The organism is Paenibacillus sp. TY11 (assembly GCF_059772165.1).
In genome coordinates this window covers 137,735-152,036 of sequence record NZ_JCBAIQ010000006.1, presented here as the reverse complement: position 1 = coordinate 152,036, position 14,302 = coordinate 137,735, and the positions used below count along the sequence as shown (strand labels likewise).

The following is a 14,302-nucleotide window of genomic DNA, read 5'->3' as shown; positions in this document are numbered from 1 at the left end:
ATTCCACAAATCTGACAAATGATCTCTCAGGCTCACCCCCAGTCAATCCCAATAGATACACTGCAATATTCGTCATGTTAGCGCTTACATTGATGTCTGCTGAATAGATTCGTCATCCTTTTCTCATTTCCTTGTGTGAAAAATCAAGATAATGTAATATTATCGCCTGCTCCGTAGCTTATAGTATAGGGTTAAGCTTCCTCTCAGAGTTAATACCTTTTATAAATTACTATTATGAATTTTTCATATATTGAATTAATTACTTTATTTCTCATTCTTTATAGGTGTCAAAATACTTTGATTTACAGCAAAAAACCGCGCTGTGCGCGGTTCCGGCTTCCGTTAATGCTATCGTCAGTCATTAAACATGTCCATATTATTGCAAATATTCAAGCGCCAGAGCTAAAAAAATATGTCCTGAGACGAGCAACGCCCGCTCATCAAAATCGAAGTGAGGATGGTGATGAGCAAAATCCTCTGCTCCCATGACCAGCTTCAAATCCAAAAAAGCGTCCGCTCCATACAGCCTACTCACAAGTTCGCGCACACGTTCCGTTTCGACTTCTGCATTCACTAGAGAAGGATAGCCATTCAGATAGTTAATTTCGTATCCCGCATGATAAGCTTCCGACAGACCTTTTACGATACTACGAATTTCGGTTTCGACTTCCTTACGCACTTCCTTATTAAACGTACGTACGGTCCCTTCAATTTTGGCCTTATCTGCAATCACATTAAAGGCAGTTCCCGCTTGAAATACCCCAATCGTTAACACTGCTGATTCAATAGGGTCGACTCTGCGACTAACTGCAGGTTCTAATTGGAATTGTCTATGGATGGATAGAAGACTTGAATTGACAACAAAAAAAGAGCCGAGAGGATACACTCCTTGACTCTTTTTTTGTTGCTAATTTTTCTATTTTGAATTTTTCAGGTATTGAAAAACTGACTTATATTCCCTCGTACCGGATGTGTCTGTTCCCTGTACTCACCGTTCGTATAGCTTCCAATCACCTTACGCCAAAAGGATTGTGCCGGCCTATTCGTGCTCATCTGCGTCACCTTCCAACGTCCGTTGAAACGTCCAAACAGCTCATGAGCCGCCCAAGTCCCAACACCATTATGCCGATAAGGACGAAGCACAAAGAACTCAGCCATGTAGTAGTCAGCTTCTCTATTGCTAGACATTCGGTCAACGAGTGCGAAACCCACAGGAACATCCTGTCTCCAGATCAGAAAAGGCAGCTTCTGTTCACCGCTCGTCCAGTATTGATACAAGTCTGGATAAGCCGGGAATGTCCCCTTCTCAGTGACATCAATTCGAAGATAGGCTGTAAAATCGTACAAATAAAATTGCATGAGCTGCACAATAATGTCCTTCTGCGACTCCGGTACACTCTTTATCGACAGCTTCAATTCCGATTTGATATTATACCCCATACTTTCACCTCTCTTGGCGGTTCAGTCTGTTCTTTACTTCGATTACATTCCATCCAGTGCTGTTCAAAATATGCTAAAATACATATATATTATGACCGGACGAGGTGGAACCCAATGAATATACAAAAGATCATCGACCGGCGCAAACTGGATGAAAAGATGCCGGATCTACCATGGTACGTACAGCAATTTATGGATTACAAGCTACCCGACTTATCCCCCTCTACATTGCTGGAATATGTGCGGGATTACGAAGCTTTTTTTTCATGGCTTCGCTCGGAAGGCTTGTCTGCCGGAGAAACGAACGCCCAAGTTACACTGGAAGAATTGGAGACACTTCATATGGATAGTATTACAGGCTTTCGTTTGTTCCTGTCCACTAAACGCGAAGGCTCCAACTCCCGCATTACAATTTCACGTAAGCTATCGTCCCTGCGTTCACTCTTTCATTATTTGAGTCAGATCGCTGAGGATGAAAACTTTTATCCGTTGCTCAAGCGCAACATTATGGCCAAGGTCGAAATCAAGCGCATACATAAACCCAAGGATACGGCCGCCAAGCTCAAAGGAAAAATACTGGAGGAGGAAGAACTGCTTGAATTCATCGGTTATATTTATGAAGGCTATGGTCAGGATTTGGCCGATAACAAGCAGGCGTTATACTCCTATGAACTGAACAAGGAACGGGATGCCTGCATCGCCAGTCTCATTTTGAACTCGGGCCTGCGCGTATCTGAAATCGTCAATCTAAATCTGGATGATTTAGATATAAACAATAAATTACTATATGTGTACCGCAAAGGCAATAACGACGAAACCTTTAAAACGCCGGTGTATTTCCGCGAGCAATCCAAAGATGATCTTGCACTTTATATGTCTCTGAGACATGCCCGTTACCGCGCCCCAAAAAAAGAAAAAGCTCTCTTTGTCGCGCGTCCTAACGGAAGTACAGAAGGAAAACGGATGACCAAAAGAGCGATTCAGGCGATGATCATCAAGTACGCCAAACGGTTCGGCAAGCCTTACCTGACCGTTCATAAGCTCCGTCATTCCTTTGCTACTGACTATTATTTACAAAATGATATTTACAAAACAAAGGAACAGCTGGGGCACGCTTCGACAGAAACAACAGAAGTCTATGCCCACCTGACTGACAAAACCATGTCCCAGGCGATCGAACGGCGGGTAGAGACTCTATCCGACTCAGCCGATTGATGTCTCAGTCCTGCTCATTCCGGACTCCTTCTCTCTGCTTCTGAATCTGTCCTAGTAGCCAGCGGCCTGCCGGGCCATTGGCATCGGCAGGAAATATCTGCATCGTTTCATCTGAGTAGTGGTGCTGAGCCCAATCCATTTGATGCTCCCAAACCGCTACTCCCTGTACATTTGTCAGCTTATGAGTAAGCTGAGCATCCGATTGTTCCCGCACCATGACCAGCTTCGGATAATCCTCCTGCTTGAAGCCTTCCAGCAACACACAGTCATAGGCCTGAAAATGCCGGATCAGTCCGGTGACAGGCTGACTATATTCCTCTAAAATGGCTGTTCTTCCAGCCGAAACAATAGCTACGCCTTCGGCGCCCGCCTGTCGGTGCTTGTACGTATCTGTTCCTTCATGATCCATTTCAAATTCATGTCCATCATGCTTGATCACCGCTACGCGTAGACCTGACTTCTGCACATGACGAATCAATCCTCCAAGGAAGGTCGTTTTCCCTGTATTTTTGAATCCGACGATTTGACATACAAATGGACGTTTCGTATTCACGTCACCTGCCCGCCTTGAAGCACTAGTACACGCACCTCTTCACCTTCGCGCAAGCCTTCTGTTGTGGGAGGAACCACGATCAGACAGTCGCTGTCCTTAATCGTGACCATGGCACTTGATTCATCTACTCGCGCAGGAATCGCATATACTTGCCCACCACGTATTTCCAGAGAGCTGCGTACAAAACGGGTAAAATTGTTCACCTTCGTATAATCTGCTCCTAACTTCGCCTTCCAGGTTTGCAAATACGGATGTTCCGAAGATAACATCATTTGAATAGTCGGCCGTACAAACAGCTCACAGCCTACAAAGCACGCACCGGGATTGCCCGAAAGCGCAAATAACAGCTTGCCGTCAATCACTGCGGCTGTGGTCACACTGCCTGGACGCATGGTAACCTTGTTGAACAGCATATTCACATCTTCCTGTCGTACCAGGTCACCCATAATATCAAAATCCCCCACTGATACTCCACCACTCGTGACCACGATATCGTAGGCAGCTATTGCTTCACGTACAGAAGCACGGGCGAGACTCAAATCATCATGAATGGCTTGCAGAATGAACGGCTCTCCTCCTGCCTCTCTAATTTGAGAAGCCAGCATATATGTATTACTATTTCGAATTTTCCCTGGTTGTAACGGCTCATCCACTGCAAGTAATTCCGATCCTGTGGAAAAAACGGCCACCCGTGGTTTCCTGTAAACGGGTACCCGATGTACACCAAAAGTAGCCAGTACCGAGATGTGCCCCGCTCCCAAGCAGGTTCCCTTACTGAGCAAAAGCTGACCTTCCTGAATCTCATGACCAATCGGTGTCACATTTTTGCCAACTTCCATACGCTTCTTCAAACCGACGTATGTCTGTCCATTTTCCTCACGCAGCTGTGTCGCTTCCAGCATGACAACCGTGTCTGCTCCTTCAGGTAATTGCGCTCCTGTCATGATGCGGGCCGCCATTCCCCTCTCCACCCGCTTGTCCGATACGGTACCACATGGAATTTCATCAATCACGTGTAGCCAGATTTCCTGACCGGACGAACAAACTTCAGTGTCTGAACCAAGGATCGCATAGCCGTCCATACCTGAGCGGCGAAAACGGGGATACGGATGTGGTGCTGCCAAATCCATCGCCAAATAACGTCCATGCGCCTGCTCCAGCCCTACGTCCTCCCTTTCACCCTGTTTAACATAGCTAGCTATCCTGCTTTGTGCTTCTTCCACCTGAACTGCTTTACGCTGGAATTTTTCCGCGTTTAATGGCGTATGATTCATGTTCTCACTCCGTTCTTCTAAAATGCTCTCTTTCTGTTATAACGCTAAAACCGTTATCTGGCAAATCCGAGCGGTGTTTATTTGGATAGTGGCAAGTCTCTATCCACAAAAAAACAGCCCGAAATCTCATGCCCGGGCTATTTTTGCAGGTCTATTTTAGAATTTTGCTCGTCATTACACAATTATCCTATATCTTAGGTTATTATTTTACCGAAATAGATTAAATCTATGGGGACACTATACAACGAGGACATTTCCTGCGCTCGAGCTATTGTTAAATCAGATGAATCTTCCTCAATACGTTTTAATTCGTTCATTGACATTCTAAGCATGTTGCAAGCTATTAATTCACTATATCCTGAAGCGAGTCGTGCCATCTTTATTGTAAAAAAGCTGGTGTAAGTTAGATTTTCATTTTTATCTGCGACCACCCAATCAACTCCAACAATGTAATTGATAAAAAATTAATTTGCCTGTATACTAACGAAACACTTTCCCCTATTAAGGAGCAAGTAAGGTGCAAAAACTTACTCGGGGGAAATGCCTTTTGAAAGAGGTGCTCAAATCTCATGGACGCACTCAATCTTGGCTCGCCCGACGAACTGGATATTCGCGGCAACAAATATCCAACTGGATCGCGGGACGTGACAAAATGTCATTTGAGGCGGCAGTCCTCATCTCTAGGATGTTGGAGTGTAAAGCTGAGGACCTATATGAGTGGGAACTTGCCTGACAAACAGGCATTTCCTTCGGGTCATTTGTACATGCGGGCATTTACATTATGTTCCCTACTTTCATCCTCCTCTTCCTTTATGTAGTTTGTTTACACCTCCATTTAAAACATTGTTATTTTTTCCATAATCAAATTTTACCACATGGAAAATGATTAAAAACGGGAAATATGTCGAATTTAATCGAATTCGTCTGACTTATCCTAGTCTAACTGATTATTGACTTTTTCTTTTAAATATGTAATAAAAATAACCCGTGAATTTCACGGGTTATTTCCACAGCTTTTTAAGTGCTTTAAGTTTATTATGAGACATCGAGCAAGTGAAGTCAGATCCTTCAAATCGTATCAGACCTCCAGATGCGTTAGACTCAACCTCACACACCAAGTGGTGGGAACCGTAAATCTTCCATGTGAAGTATGAAAAAGCGGGATGTGATAATTGCTTTTAGGCTTCCACAATTCAATCGCAACAAGGTGATTTTCACCAAAAAAAAGAGCAATCTCCTAGTGTATTGTCATCAAGCAATTTAGTGGCAAGGATTCGCTTTCCCTCTTTTTCATTTAATCAGTTGTTTTCTTTTTTCTTCAGCTCTGCTGGTATCGGTTTTGCGCCAAATATTGTTTTTTCACTTTTGGTAGATTCGTTAGCGTATTTCCCAAGGCTTATGTTTAAAACTCTCGCTAATTTCTTATCCATTTTCGCTCACCTCCTTTCCATAAAGGAAGAATGCTGAATGCTTGAATAGCTAAAGCTAAACATATGATGTGTGATTGTATAAAAAAATTTATTGCGCAAACCAAAATACATATCGTTTTATAATATTTGTGGCGATTGGTCTTATTAATATAAATAAAGTGATTGGGAGCATAAAGTATAAACACCAATAATGAACAAGTGTTCATAATCAAAATCGTAGATAAATTTAAAGAAACAAAAGGTATCGTTACACAAATTGCCGTCGTAAAACAGACACAAAGTGTAAGGTTACTGAAATGTGCTCCTCCTGAGAATCTCCTCGCCAACATGATAGTAACCAAAGCTAATAATGATCCCCAAAAATGCCCTGCCACCCAAGCTGTAACCGCGACCATGAGTACTGCTGAAATTTCGGTAATTTTGATACCAATCGCGTACTCCATCACTTCTACACTTGTGGGTCCATCAGGATCAGCTTTCTTTATTTCTGATGCGATGTGCCTCGATAGCGCTTCTAGCATCCTCGTAATCACCTTTCTCTGAAAAGAAGTACGATATTCCGAAAGTTAGCAACGAGATAGAAAGTAATCCTATCGTATTTGAGTTATAGAGCATGTACAAAGTAACACAAATAGTGGCAGATGATATTAGGGCGCCTAGAATCAACATCTTGTTTAGGGATGATAAGTAATTTACACCTTTTAAAAAATCATGTGGGGGCTGAATTATAAATGAGAAACCGAAGTTGTATTTCCCCATAACAAAAGAAATAAAGTACGCAGTAATCATAGAAGCTAGCTGTATAACGTAAATAGAAGAGCCAGCAGTATCACTTATAACCCCCGGTTGTGCTACTCCGAAAAAATTTGCAAATAGATATACGAATAGCTGCAGATTAATGTAGGCTGTTAGACCAGAACCAGCAGAAAAAGCTGCAAGGTGTGTTTTGATCCCAAAACCGAATCTTAAAAAGAGAACCATTAACAAATACTGAAGCGGAAAATCTAATTTAGGCATGCCTATAACTTCCCTCATGAGAAAGGAAAACAAAGCTATACCAATTGCATAGAAAAGTATTTTTCTTCGATTTTCCCACACAGGAAGCATATAAAGCTTTAAGACCAAAGTAACAGCCGCTAAAGCATCGAAAACACCAAGTAAAATATACAAAAAAGCAGATAACACAGATACACCATCCTCCTAGTTCGCCTGATGTAATTGTATATTTTACTAATAGATGTGGCAATGAAATAATCTAGTAAACTGGATTTTTTTGTATATATGTAAGGTAAATATTTTTTGGTGTCACCCATATGAATCCGTCATCATCCTTTTGTCGAGCTGCTCAAGTACAAGCGGCCAAGCCTGTTCATGTTGGTTCCTTGAATTCTCGTCTGGAAAACCTGCATGCGTTAAGCAAAGATGCGTGGCATTGCCGCGAGGTTTAAGTTCAACTGTGACAACTGTTTCAGCTCCCTTAGTGCCGCCTTCGCCAGTAACCCAGGTCAGTTCGATAAGTCGGTTTTGCTCAAGTCTTAGAAATCTTCCGTAATGCGGATGACGCCTCCCCTCAAAATGCGTTTCGAAAAAGAAAGTAGTGTTCACTTCAGCCTGCATTAATACCGATCCTGGGGCTGCAAACCAACTGTCAAACTGCTTCGTCCACGCCTGATAAAGAACATTCGGCGAACACTCCATTTTTCGTTCCACTGTTAGATTAAACGGTCTTTGTGAAAGATCTGGCCAAGAAATAGATAGTGCCATTTAATTTTCAATCCCTTCAATCAAACAGAATTTTGATATCTCTACATCATTATAACCATAAAAAGGTGAAGGTTGCTGCTGTGATGATGAATTGCTCTATTAATAAAAAAGCCACCCAAATGAGTGACTTGTATCTGCCAATGTACATATGTTGGTTTTTTTTGACATCAAGGTTATAATCTACTTAAATTAGAGTGGAGGGATTATAGTGGCTTTAAGCGACAACTTTAAAAAATTACGTATAAAATATGATTTGAGTCAACAAGAACTTGCTGAGATAGCTGGAGTTACCAATAAAGCAGTTTCAGCTTGGGAGACCGGACTTTCTGAGCCACGTATGGGTGCTATAGAAAAGATGGCTCGTCATTTCCGTATAAAAAAAAGCAATATCATTGAAGAAGGTGGTATTGAGCAAATAGGCCTTGACCAATCGACTACTATTGCAGTGCATTTCGAGGGTGAAGACTACACGGAAGAAGAAATAAAAGAAATTTTGGAGTACGCACAATACATAAAATCAAACCGTAAATAAGGGTGATTCACATTGAATGGCTTTTACCGCTGTTTATTACCAACGTTATCTCAATAAACTAAAAAAGGAACTGTGCAACAATACCACAGTTCCGCAATTCTTTTGTTACAAGATTATCCATCATCGTCGACTTCGTCGGCTGATTTTACCTGAACCGCTGCGTGTTTTAGGCTTACTATAAGATTTACGCGGCGAATCAAATATGCTGGAACCGCCGCTGCCGCCCCGGTCACGTGAAATCGAGCCTCTGCTCGGTGAACTGCTGGACCCTCTGTCAAACAGACTTCCGCTTGACCCGACACTGGAATCCGAATTCTTTCCTCTGCGGGTAACCGAACCTTTCCGCTCCACCGTAATTGGCGGGATCGCTTTTTTCTCCTGTGCCGTAGGAGCACGATATTGGCCCTGAGAAGGTCGGTATACATCTCTGCTTGAATAACCTCGGTAGGAGCCTGACCCACGTAACGAATCAAACAGAGCATCCAGCACGGTGGCCGTTAAGTATCCTTTTAGAAAGCTTGAACTGTAATTTTGTTCGACATACTTTTTACTGTCGATTTCAATGAGTGTATCTTCCTTCTTAGCTGGATCTTGCTGCAAATGGTACCACTCATCGCTGTATACCAGAAACATTCGCTCATTGCTCTGCGGTGACATTTGTTCTGGTGTACGCTGTTCTTTCAATTCCTCCGCTACTTCTGGAACCGTTTTGCCAGCAGCCCGGTACACGTACGAGGTCGAGTTTCCGCTGCCACTAACCGATTCCAGCGGATACGTATCTTTCACATTTGGCGCGCCGCAGCCGCTCAGCACGGATACGAACAAGCTTAGCGCCACAATGACCTTTAATGCATACTGCCAGGTGCGTTTGCTCATGTGTAACCCTCTCCTAGCTTGCCCGAATAACCTTGACGTCTCCGGTAATCACTTCTTCTCCTTCATAAAGCATAAAGCGACCGTCCTGCCACTCTACCCGCAACAAATGATAATCATCGGACTGGTACTGCCAAACATGCTGCTCTCCACCCTGGCGGAAAGGAGCACGGCCCATAACGGTAACATGCCCAAAATACTGCTCCTCCAAATGATACGTTGTATCATCCAGCTCTAAAATGGTCGGCACTTCCTCCGGGTTGTCCAGTCTGCCGTCGATGGCCTGATATAGTCCAAATTGCAGTGTTTCACGTTCCTCAATATGAAGATAACTGATTTGATTACCATCCTGAAGCGTCAAAACAACGGCATTCCGGGCACGATTATGTACACGACCTACCACTTCATAGGTGACAAGCGACACTTCACAAATATCTCCTGGATTTAAGTGAAGCATGCTTTTCTCCGCTTTCGGCGGCTCCGGCTTCGCAAACAGATTTGAAATTCGTTTCCACACACCCATGGTCATATTCCCTGCCTTTCTTAGCCTAGAAGCATGCTGTAATGATCAAGGCGCCAACCAGATGCAGCGCTCCTGAAAACAGACCGAAACCAATTTTACCTTCCTGTGTACCTTTATCCAGATCAAACTGTGCCCAGTACCGCAACAGCAAACGTACAATAACTTCCAAAACAAGCAGGATGACAAAGGCGATCACAGAATACACAAGCGCTTCGAGCAAATTATTAGCTGTAGCGATGGAACCTGACAAAATATATCCCTGTGCAATCAGCTTCATAATCATTCGTACCGTTACGGCCATATTCCCGGCTTTCACTTCGGCAAAATCCTTATACTTCGTAAATAAAGAGTCGACATACATTAATACGAACAGCAAAATAGCACCCGCACCAGTCCATACAAGCATCGCTTTCATCGTTTCTAAAAAATGCATTTCATACCATCCTCCACATCTTCTTGACCTTCATATATTGATTTACGCCTCCAGGCAGGGAAAAGCGAAGGAGAAAACGTTTCTCCTTCGCTTCCTGAGCAATCACACTGGCGGCAATGCTTAAAAGCTCTTATTTATTTTCGTATTGCTTCAACAAAGCGGCAAGCTCATCGTCCACGGCGCTTTTCTTATCCAGCTCTTTGAATTCCTCATCCAGCGATTTTTCTTTGGAAGACATTTCGTTGCTCGCTTCGGCACGTGCTTCTGCTTGCAGCATTTTTTCTTCCATACGCTTCAATCCGGCAGTTGCCGTATCAGAGCTAAAACCGTTCATAGCTTTGTTAATTTCAGTTTGTGCTTTAGCTGCGTTATAACGGGCAACCAGTGTCTCGCGCTTGTTTTTCATTTCTGTCAGCTGTCTGCGCATTTCATCCAGCTTGCCACGCAGGTTATCGGCTGCAGCTTTGTTCTGTTCGTAACCAGCTTTGAACTCGTTCATTTTTTGTTCAGCAGATTTCTTTTCTTCCAACGCGCGACGGGCCAGATCCACATTTTGTGCTTTTGCAGCGGTATGAGCCTGTTCTTCGCGTTTTTTCACCAAAGCGGCTTGTTCTTCGTATTGCTGTTTGAATCTCTTTTCAATAGCAATTTGAGCGGCTACCGCTTTCTCTGCGTCTTCCAGATCCTCTTGCATATCACGAATATATTGATCCGTCATTTTAACTGGATCTTCTGCCTTGTCGATAATGGCGTTAATGTTGGACATCGTAAGATCTCTTAATCGTTTGAAAATAGACATGTGAAGTTCCTCCTAGAGTTGAATGCTTAAATTTTAAGCTCTGTACACATGTTTACGCAAGCTTTGCAAAGAGGGTTTCAAAAATATCTAAAAGCCGCGCAAGTAAGGCTCTGGGATATCCGCCTGTACTTTTAGCTCCCGCGATGCATGCAGAGCCCAATAGGGATCACTCAACATGGCCCGGCCTATTGCTACCAGATCAGCTTCTTTCTGCTGAACAACCCGGCGGGCATCCTCATAATCATCCAGTAAGCCGACAGCAATCACAGGCACATTCAGCTTTTCACGGATGGTATGAGCCAAATCCACCTGATAACCGGCACGCGCAGATGGGCCTCCATTGGAACCAATCGGACCCTCACCACCAGAAGAAATATGGAAAATGTCTACACCCGCATCACGATATCGTTCCCCTATACCTGTTATGTATTCCACATTATATCCATCCTGGACATATTCTTTGGCAGAAATCCGCATAAGCACAGGCATATCAGCAGGAAGAACCTCTTTAACAGCACGTATGACCTCAACACCGAACAGTGACAAATCCTGCCCATATTCATCTTCTCTAGTATTTGTTAAAGGGGAATGAAATTGATGAATCAGATAGCCGTGAGCGCCATGAATCTCTACCGTGTCAAAACCGGCTTCCACCGCGCGGCGGGCCCCTTCTTTGTAAGCTTGGACCAGTTCCCTGACTTCAGCTGTCGTCAAGACGTGCGGCTCTTTAAAGCGTTCGCTAAAAGGAATCGAGGACGGAGCGACAGATTGCTCAGCATCTTCAGCCTTGCGTCCGGCATGGCCTAATTGAATGCCAATTTTGGCACCATACTTGTGGACTTCCTCCACAATCTTACGATATGCAGGTATATGTTCGTCACTCCAAATGCCCAAATCACGATCCGTAATGCGCCCATCCGGATGGACCGCTGTCATTTCCACAATAATGAGCCCAGTGCCTCCTACCGCCCTGCTCACATAATGGACATAATGCCATTCCGTCGGATTCCCGTCCTTGGCCTCCACGCTGTATTGGCACATCGGGGGCATTACAATCCGATTTCTTAAAGAAAGGCCCTTTAATTGATAAGGAGTAAACAAGTCGGTCACTTTTATCCATCCTTCCTTCAATTCCATGTCTGTATAATTATGAATTGCATCCCCATTATACACCAGCTGTCACGGTATACCGAATCCGTTGTAAGGCTAAAACTTGCGGAAATGCTCCCGTTTTCGGTCATGTTTAAGAGAATATGTGCGTTTAGCTACATCATCTTCACTGATAATCGTTTCATCATGTGCTTCTTTTCAACCGTGTATGAGCCTAACTCGGTCACCAGCATATTTTTAATAGGACAGGTACATAATAGTCGAGAGCACCACTAGGTACCACTGCACGGAAAGGGGGGATACATATGCCGTACAGGGGAGTGTTGCCAAGCATGGCACTGTTACTAGCATTTTCAAGTTTTCCCGTTCACGCGGATGCGCCTCCCAACATCGGAACGCCCCATCCCAAGGAAGCAGCTGTTGCTTCTTCTGTACATCAGAGTACAGACCGAGCTACTCCTACATTAGCGATGCTGCGAAAAAAACATGCAGACATTTTTAAAATGTGCGGCCCGCACACCCGCCAAATTGCCTTAACCTTTGATGATGTGCCCGATTCCAGGTATACGCCGCAGGTTTTGGACGTATTACAGGCGAACGGCATCAAAGCCACCTTTTTTATCGTCGGTCACCGTGCGGAAAAGCATCCGGGGATCATACGCCGCATTATTCGTGAAGGCCATGCTATAGGAAACCATTCCTATACCCATCCGGATTTCAGGAAGGCCACACCAGAACGCTTTCGCAACCAGATTACAAAAACAGAGCGTATTTTACAAGCCAGCGTAGGTTTTCGCCCCAAGTTGATTCGCCCACCCTACGGTGAAATCACGGAGCCTCAAATCCAGTGGGCACGTCGTCATGGCTACATGATTGTCAATTGGAATGTAGATTCTCTCGACTGGAAGGGATTAAGTAAAACACAAATTCAGCGCAATGTGATCCCGGCTACCGGGCCTGGCTCCATTATTTTAATGCACGCAGGTGGAGGTCAAAGTTCCAATTTGCAAGGCACTGTCCAAGCTCTGCCGGGTCTAATTCACTCTCTAAAAGCTAAGGGCTACAAATTTGTTACAGTCCCCCGGCTACTCCACACATCGGAACGGAAATAACAATACGTTTATGATTCAGCTACAAGCTAAATTAACGTAAAAAGGCTGTCTTACCAGCAGAAGTTTTCTGCTCGTCAAGACAGCCTTTTTTTACCGATAGGACTGATAAGAATCCGACCCAGTTATATGTTGTACGATACGGGCATTAAATTTACATAATATATATTATGTTTAATTAAACCATATATACGCAAATGCTATTTATTAATAACGTACAGTTTCACATTTTGAAAGCCAAAGTCGTTCACAAATGATTTGTTGCCAGGAATAAAGATATCAATCCGCTTTCCTGTAATGGCGCTGCCCTGATCGCGGGCGACGGCTACAAAAGAATGATCTGGCAGGCCGGGGTGGGAATAGCCCGTAACCAGCACTTTCGTTCCCATCGGAATGACGCTCGGGTCTACCGCAATCGTGCCTAGTTTAAGCGGATTGCCGTAGTAATCGACCGCGCCCCACTTGCCATTTTCATCAGCTGCGGCAGAATACGCTGTAGCTTTAACATCAACTACTTTACTGTAATTGAATGTTTTTCCCCATGCTTTAATCGTTGGCCCCTCATTCGCTGGTGCTGTCTCCGTAAGAAGCTGTGACTTCGAAGCCGAAGCCGCCTTCACACTTTTTTCGCCAGGCACCTTAATTTGTAGACCTGCATATATGTTGTTGGGGGCAATATTCGGGTTCGCCTTCGTTAGCTCGTTTACCGGTACTCCATAACGTTGAGCAAGCAAAAAGAAGGTATCACCCTCTTTGGCAGTATGAAGCGAAGCAGCATTTGCTACTCCAGCTGTCTGTGCCAGCCCTGCAATAGCTGCGGCAAGCACCGCAAATTTCATGGTTTTTCCAATATGTTTCAGATGTTTCAAAGATATGTACCTCCTCTGTTATGCCTACGAAGTTAGCTGTCGGATTCGGACTCAGGAGAAGCCCTATGCTTATGCAATTCACCCCTAGGCATATTCCACATCGTCTTATGACGTATCGGAATGACTGCCGTTGTTACGTCCCCCGCACTTCCCATGATTTGGGCCCAGCATTCAGCGTTTGTCATAACCCCATGCTGTCCCGGTAAGTTTTGGCTCACTGCATAATATCACAAATTTGTAACCTTATCTGCATGAAAATGTTGGGACCTTGAACATCATACTATACTTGTTACAATTTTGTCATCAAGAAAACGATATCTGTTACGAAAATATGGGGAAATGGTGACAAAAAAAGAAGAACCCTCCGTCATACGGGGG

The 14,302-nt window shown here is 44.0% G+C and carries 18 protein-coding genes and 1 riboswitch; of the genes, 4 read left to right on the top strand and 14 right to left on the bottom strand.

The features are described 5' to 3' along the window. Positions 1–376: 376 nt before the first annotated feature. On the bottom strand, positions 377–886 hold the full coding sequence (locus AC6EJC_RS08340) for a peptidase dimerization domain-containing protein (protein WP_444953550.1): 510 nt from the start codon (positions 884–886) through the stop codon (positions 377–379). Positions 887–930: 44 nt separating this feature from the next. Beyond that, a complete protein-coding gene (locus tag AC6EJC_RS08335; protein ID WP_444953549.1) occupies positions 931–1,440 on the bottom strand; it encodes a GNAT family N-acetyltransferase in 510 nt (169 codons plus the stop codon). A 114-nt stretch (positions 1,441–1,554) separates the two neighbouring features. Between AC6EJC_RS08335 and xerS the strand changes: the two genes are divergently transcribed. Further along, complete coding sequence (gene xerS, locus AC6EJC_RS08330; protein WP_444953548.1) at positions 1,555–2,655, top strand: tyrosine recombinase XerS; 1,101 nt, start codon at positions 1,555–1,557, stop codon at positions 2,653–2,655. A gap of 4 nt (positions 2,656–2,659) precedes the next feature. Here xerS and mobB read toward each other — a convergent pair whose 3' ends face one another. Together mobB and AC6EJC_RS08320 are read right to left on the bottom strand one after the other, a co-directional pair. Further along, positions 2,660–3,208, bottom strand: a complete 549-nt coding sequence (mobB, locus tag AC6EJC_RS08325; RefSeq protein WP_444953547.1) for a molybdopterin-guanine dinucleotide biosynthesis protein B — start codon at positions 3,206–3,208, stop codon at positions 2,660–2,662. Further along, on the bottom strand, positions 3,205–4,482 hold the full coding sequence (locus AC6EJC_RS08320; protein ID WP_444953546.1) for a molybdopterin molybdotransferase MoeA: 1,278 nt from the start codon (positions 4,480–4,482) through the stop codon (positions 3,205–3,207). The genes mobB and AC6EJC_RS08320 overlap by 4 nt, the downstream gene beginning before the upstream one ends. Before the next feature lie 517 nt (positions 4,483–4,999). Here AC6EJC_RS08320 and AC6EJC_RS08315 point away from each other — a divergent pair. Continuing rightward, positions 5,000–5,215 (top strand): helix-turn-helix transcriptional regulator, encoded by a 216-nt coding sequence (locus AC6EJC_RS08315; RefSeq protein ID WP_444953545.1) that lies wholly within the window; start codon positions 5,000–5,002, stop codon positions 5,213–5,215. A 565-nt stretch (positions 5,216–5,780) separates the two neighbouring features. On the opposite strand, the gene AC6EJC_RS08310 is transcribed toward AC6EJC_RS08315, so the two are convergent. The 4 genes from AC6EJC_RS08310 to AC6EJC_RS08295 form a co-directional block, all read right to left on the bottom strand. Further along, the gene (locus AC6EJC_RS08310; protein WP_444953544.1) at positions 5,781–5,912 is read right to left on the bottom strand and encodes a hypothetical protein; all 132 of its coding nucleotides are present in this window, start codon (positions 5,910–5,912) and stop codon (positions 5,781–5,783) included. Further along, positions 5,897–6,433, bottom strand: a complete 537-nt coding sequence (locus tag AC6EJC_RS08305; RefSeq protein WP_444953543.1) for an accessory gene regulator ArgB-like protein — start codon at positions 6,431–6,433, stop codon at positions 5,897–5,899. Before AC6EJC_RS08305 ends, AC6EJC_RS08310 begins: the two co-directional genes overlap by 16 nt. Continuing rightward, a complete protein-coding gene (locus tag AC6EJC_RS08300) occupies positions 6,384–7,097 on the bottom strand; it encodes a hypothetical protein (RefSeq protein WP_444953542.1) in 714 nt (237 codons plus the stop codon). Before AC6EJC_RS08300 ends, AC6EJC_RS08305 begins: the two co-directional genes overlap by 50 nt. A 120-nt stretch (positions 7,098–7,217) precedes the next feature. Then, entirely contained in the window at positions 7,218–7,676 is a 459-nt protein-coding gene (locus AC6EJC_RS08295; RefSeq protein WP_444953541.1) for an SRPBCC family protein, read from the bottom strand. Between the two features lie 208 nt (positions 7,677–7,884). Here AC6EJC_RS08295 and AC6EJC_RS08290 point away from each other — a divergent pair, with 208 nt between their 5' ends. After that, complete coding sequence (locus tag AC6EJC_RS08290) at positions 7,885–8,208, top strand: helix-turn-helix transcriptional regulator (protein ID WP_444953540.1); 324 nt, start codon at positions 7,885–7,887, stop codon at positions 8,206–8,208. A 120-nt stretch (positions 8,209–8,328) separates the two neighbouring features. Here the strand turns inward: AC6EJC_RS08290 and AC6EJC_RS08285 are convergent, their stop codons facing one another. The 5 genes from AC6EJC_RS08285 to AC6EJC_RS08265 form a co-directional block, all read right to left on the bottom strand. Further along, a complete protein-coding gene (locus AC6EJC_RS08285; protein ID WP_444953539.1) occupies positions 8,329–9,084 on the bottom strand; it encodes a DUF4247 domain-containing protein in 756 nt (251 codons plus the stop codon). Positions 9,085–9,097: 13 nt separating this feature from the next. Beyond that, positions 9,098–9,604: a DUF4178 domain-containing protein gene (locus AC6EJC_RS08280; RefSeq protein ID WP_444953538.1), complete on the bottom strand. Its 507-nt coding sequence runs from the start codon at positions 9,602–9,604 to the stop codon at positions 9,098–9,100. A gap of 25 nt (positions 9,605–9,629) precedes the next feature. Next, on the bottom strand, positions 9,630–10,037 hold the full coding sequence (locus AC6EJC_RS08275) for a DUF350 domain-containing protein (protein ID WP_444953537.1): 408 nt from the start codon (positions 10,035–10,037) through the stop codon (positions 9,630–9,632). Between the two features lie 130 nt (positions 10,038–10,167). After that, entirely contained in the window at positions 10,168–10,836 is a 669-nt protein-coding gene (locus AC6EJC_RS08270; RefSeq protein WP_010348252.1) for a PspA/IM30 family protein, read from the bottom strand. An 87-nt stretch (positions 10,837–10,923) separates the two neighbouring features. Next, on the bottom strand, positions 10,924–11,946 hold the full coding sequence (locus AC6EJC_RS08265; protein ID WP_444953536.1) for an NADH:flavin oxidoreductase/NADH oxidase: 1,023 nt from the start codon (positions 11,944–11,946) through the stop codon (positions 10,924–10,926). Between the two features lie 305 nt (positions 11,947–12,251). On the opposite strand from AC6EJC_RS08265, the gene AC6EJC_RS08260 reads away from it, so the two are divergent. Further along, the gene (locus AC6EJC_RS08260) at positions 12,252–13,058 is read left to right on the top strand and encodes a polysaccharide deacetylase family protein (protein ID WP_444953535.1); all 807 of its coding nucleotides are present in this window, start codon (positions 12,252–12,254) and stop codon (positions 13,056–13,058) included. Positions 13,059–13,255: 197 nt separating this feature from the next. On the opposite strand, the gene AC6EJC_RS08255 is transcribed toward AC6EJC_RS08260, so the two are convergent. Then, positions 13,256–13,924, bottom strand: a complete 669-nt coding sequence (locus AC6EJC_RS08255; RefSeq protein WP_444953534.1) for a 3D domain-containing protein — start codon at positions 13,922–13,924, stop codon at positions 13,256–13,258. A 6-nt stretch (positions 13,925–13,930) separates the two neighbouring features. Continuing rightward, positions 13,931–14,099: riboswitch (cyclic di-AMP (ydaO/yuaA leader) on the bottom strand. Positions 14,100–14,302: the final 203 nt, after the last annotated feature.

Coding starts and splice junctions, on each gene's coding strand:
- AC6EJC_RS08320 (WP_444953546.1), bottom strand. CDS start 4,482: ATGAATCATACGCCATTAAACGCGGAAAAATTCCAGCGTAAAGCAGTT.
- AC6EJC_RS08310 (WP_444953544.1), bottom strand. CDS start 5,912: ATGGATAAGAAATTAGCGAGAGTTTTAAACATAAGCCTTGGGAAATAC.
- AC6EJC_RS08305 (WP_444953543.1), bottom strand. CDS start 6,433: ATGCTAGAAGCGCTATCGAGGCACATCGCATCAGAAATAAAGAAAGCT.
- AC6EJC_RS08295 (WP_444953541.1), bottom strand. CDS start 7,676: ATGGCACTATCTATTTCTTGGCCAGATCTTTCACAAAGACCGTTTAAT.
- AC6EJC_RS08270 (WP_010348252.1), bottom strand. CDS start 10,836: ATGTCTATTTTCAAACGATTAAGAGATCTTACGATGTCCAACATTAAC.
- AC6EJC_RS08285 (WP_444953539.1), bottom strand. CDS start 9,084: ATGAGCAAACGCACCTGGCAGTATGCATTAAAGGTCATTGTGGCGCTA.
- AC6EJC_RS08275 (WP_444953537.1), bottom strand. CDS start 10,037: ATGCATTTTTTAGAAACGATGAAAGCGATGCTTGTATGGACTGGTGCG.
- AC6EJC_RS08260 (WP_444953535.1), top strand. CDS start 12,252: ATGCCGTACAGGGGAGTGTTGCCAAGCATGGCACTGTTACTAGCATTT.
- AC6EJC_RS08280 (WP_444953538.1), bottom strand. CDS start 9,604: ATGGGTGTGTGGAAACGAATTTCAAATCTGTTTGCGAAGCCGGAGCCG.
- AC6EJC_RS08335 (WP_444953549.1), bottom strand. CDS start 1,440: ATGGGGTATAATATCAAATCGGAATTGAAGCTGTCGATAAAGAGTGTA.
- xerS (WP_444953548.1), top strand. CDS start 1,555: ATGAATATACAAAAGATCATCGACCGGCGCAAACTGGATGAAAAGATG.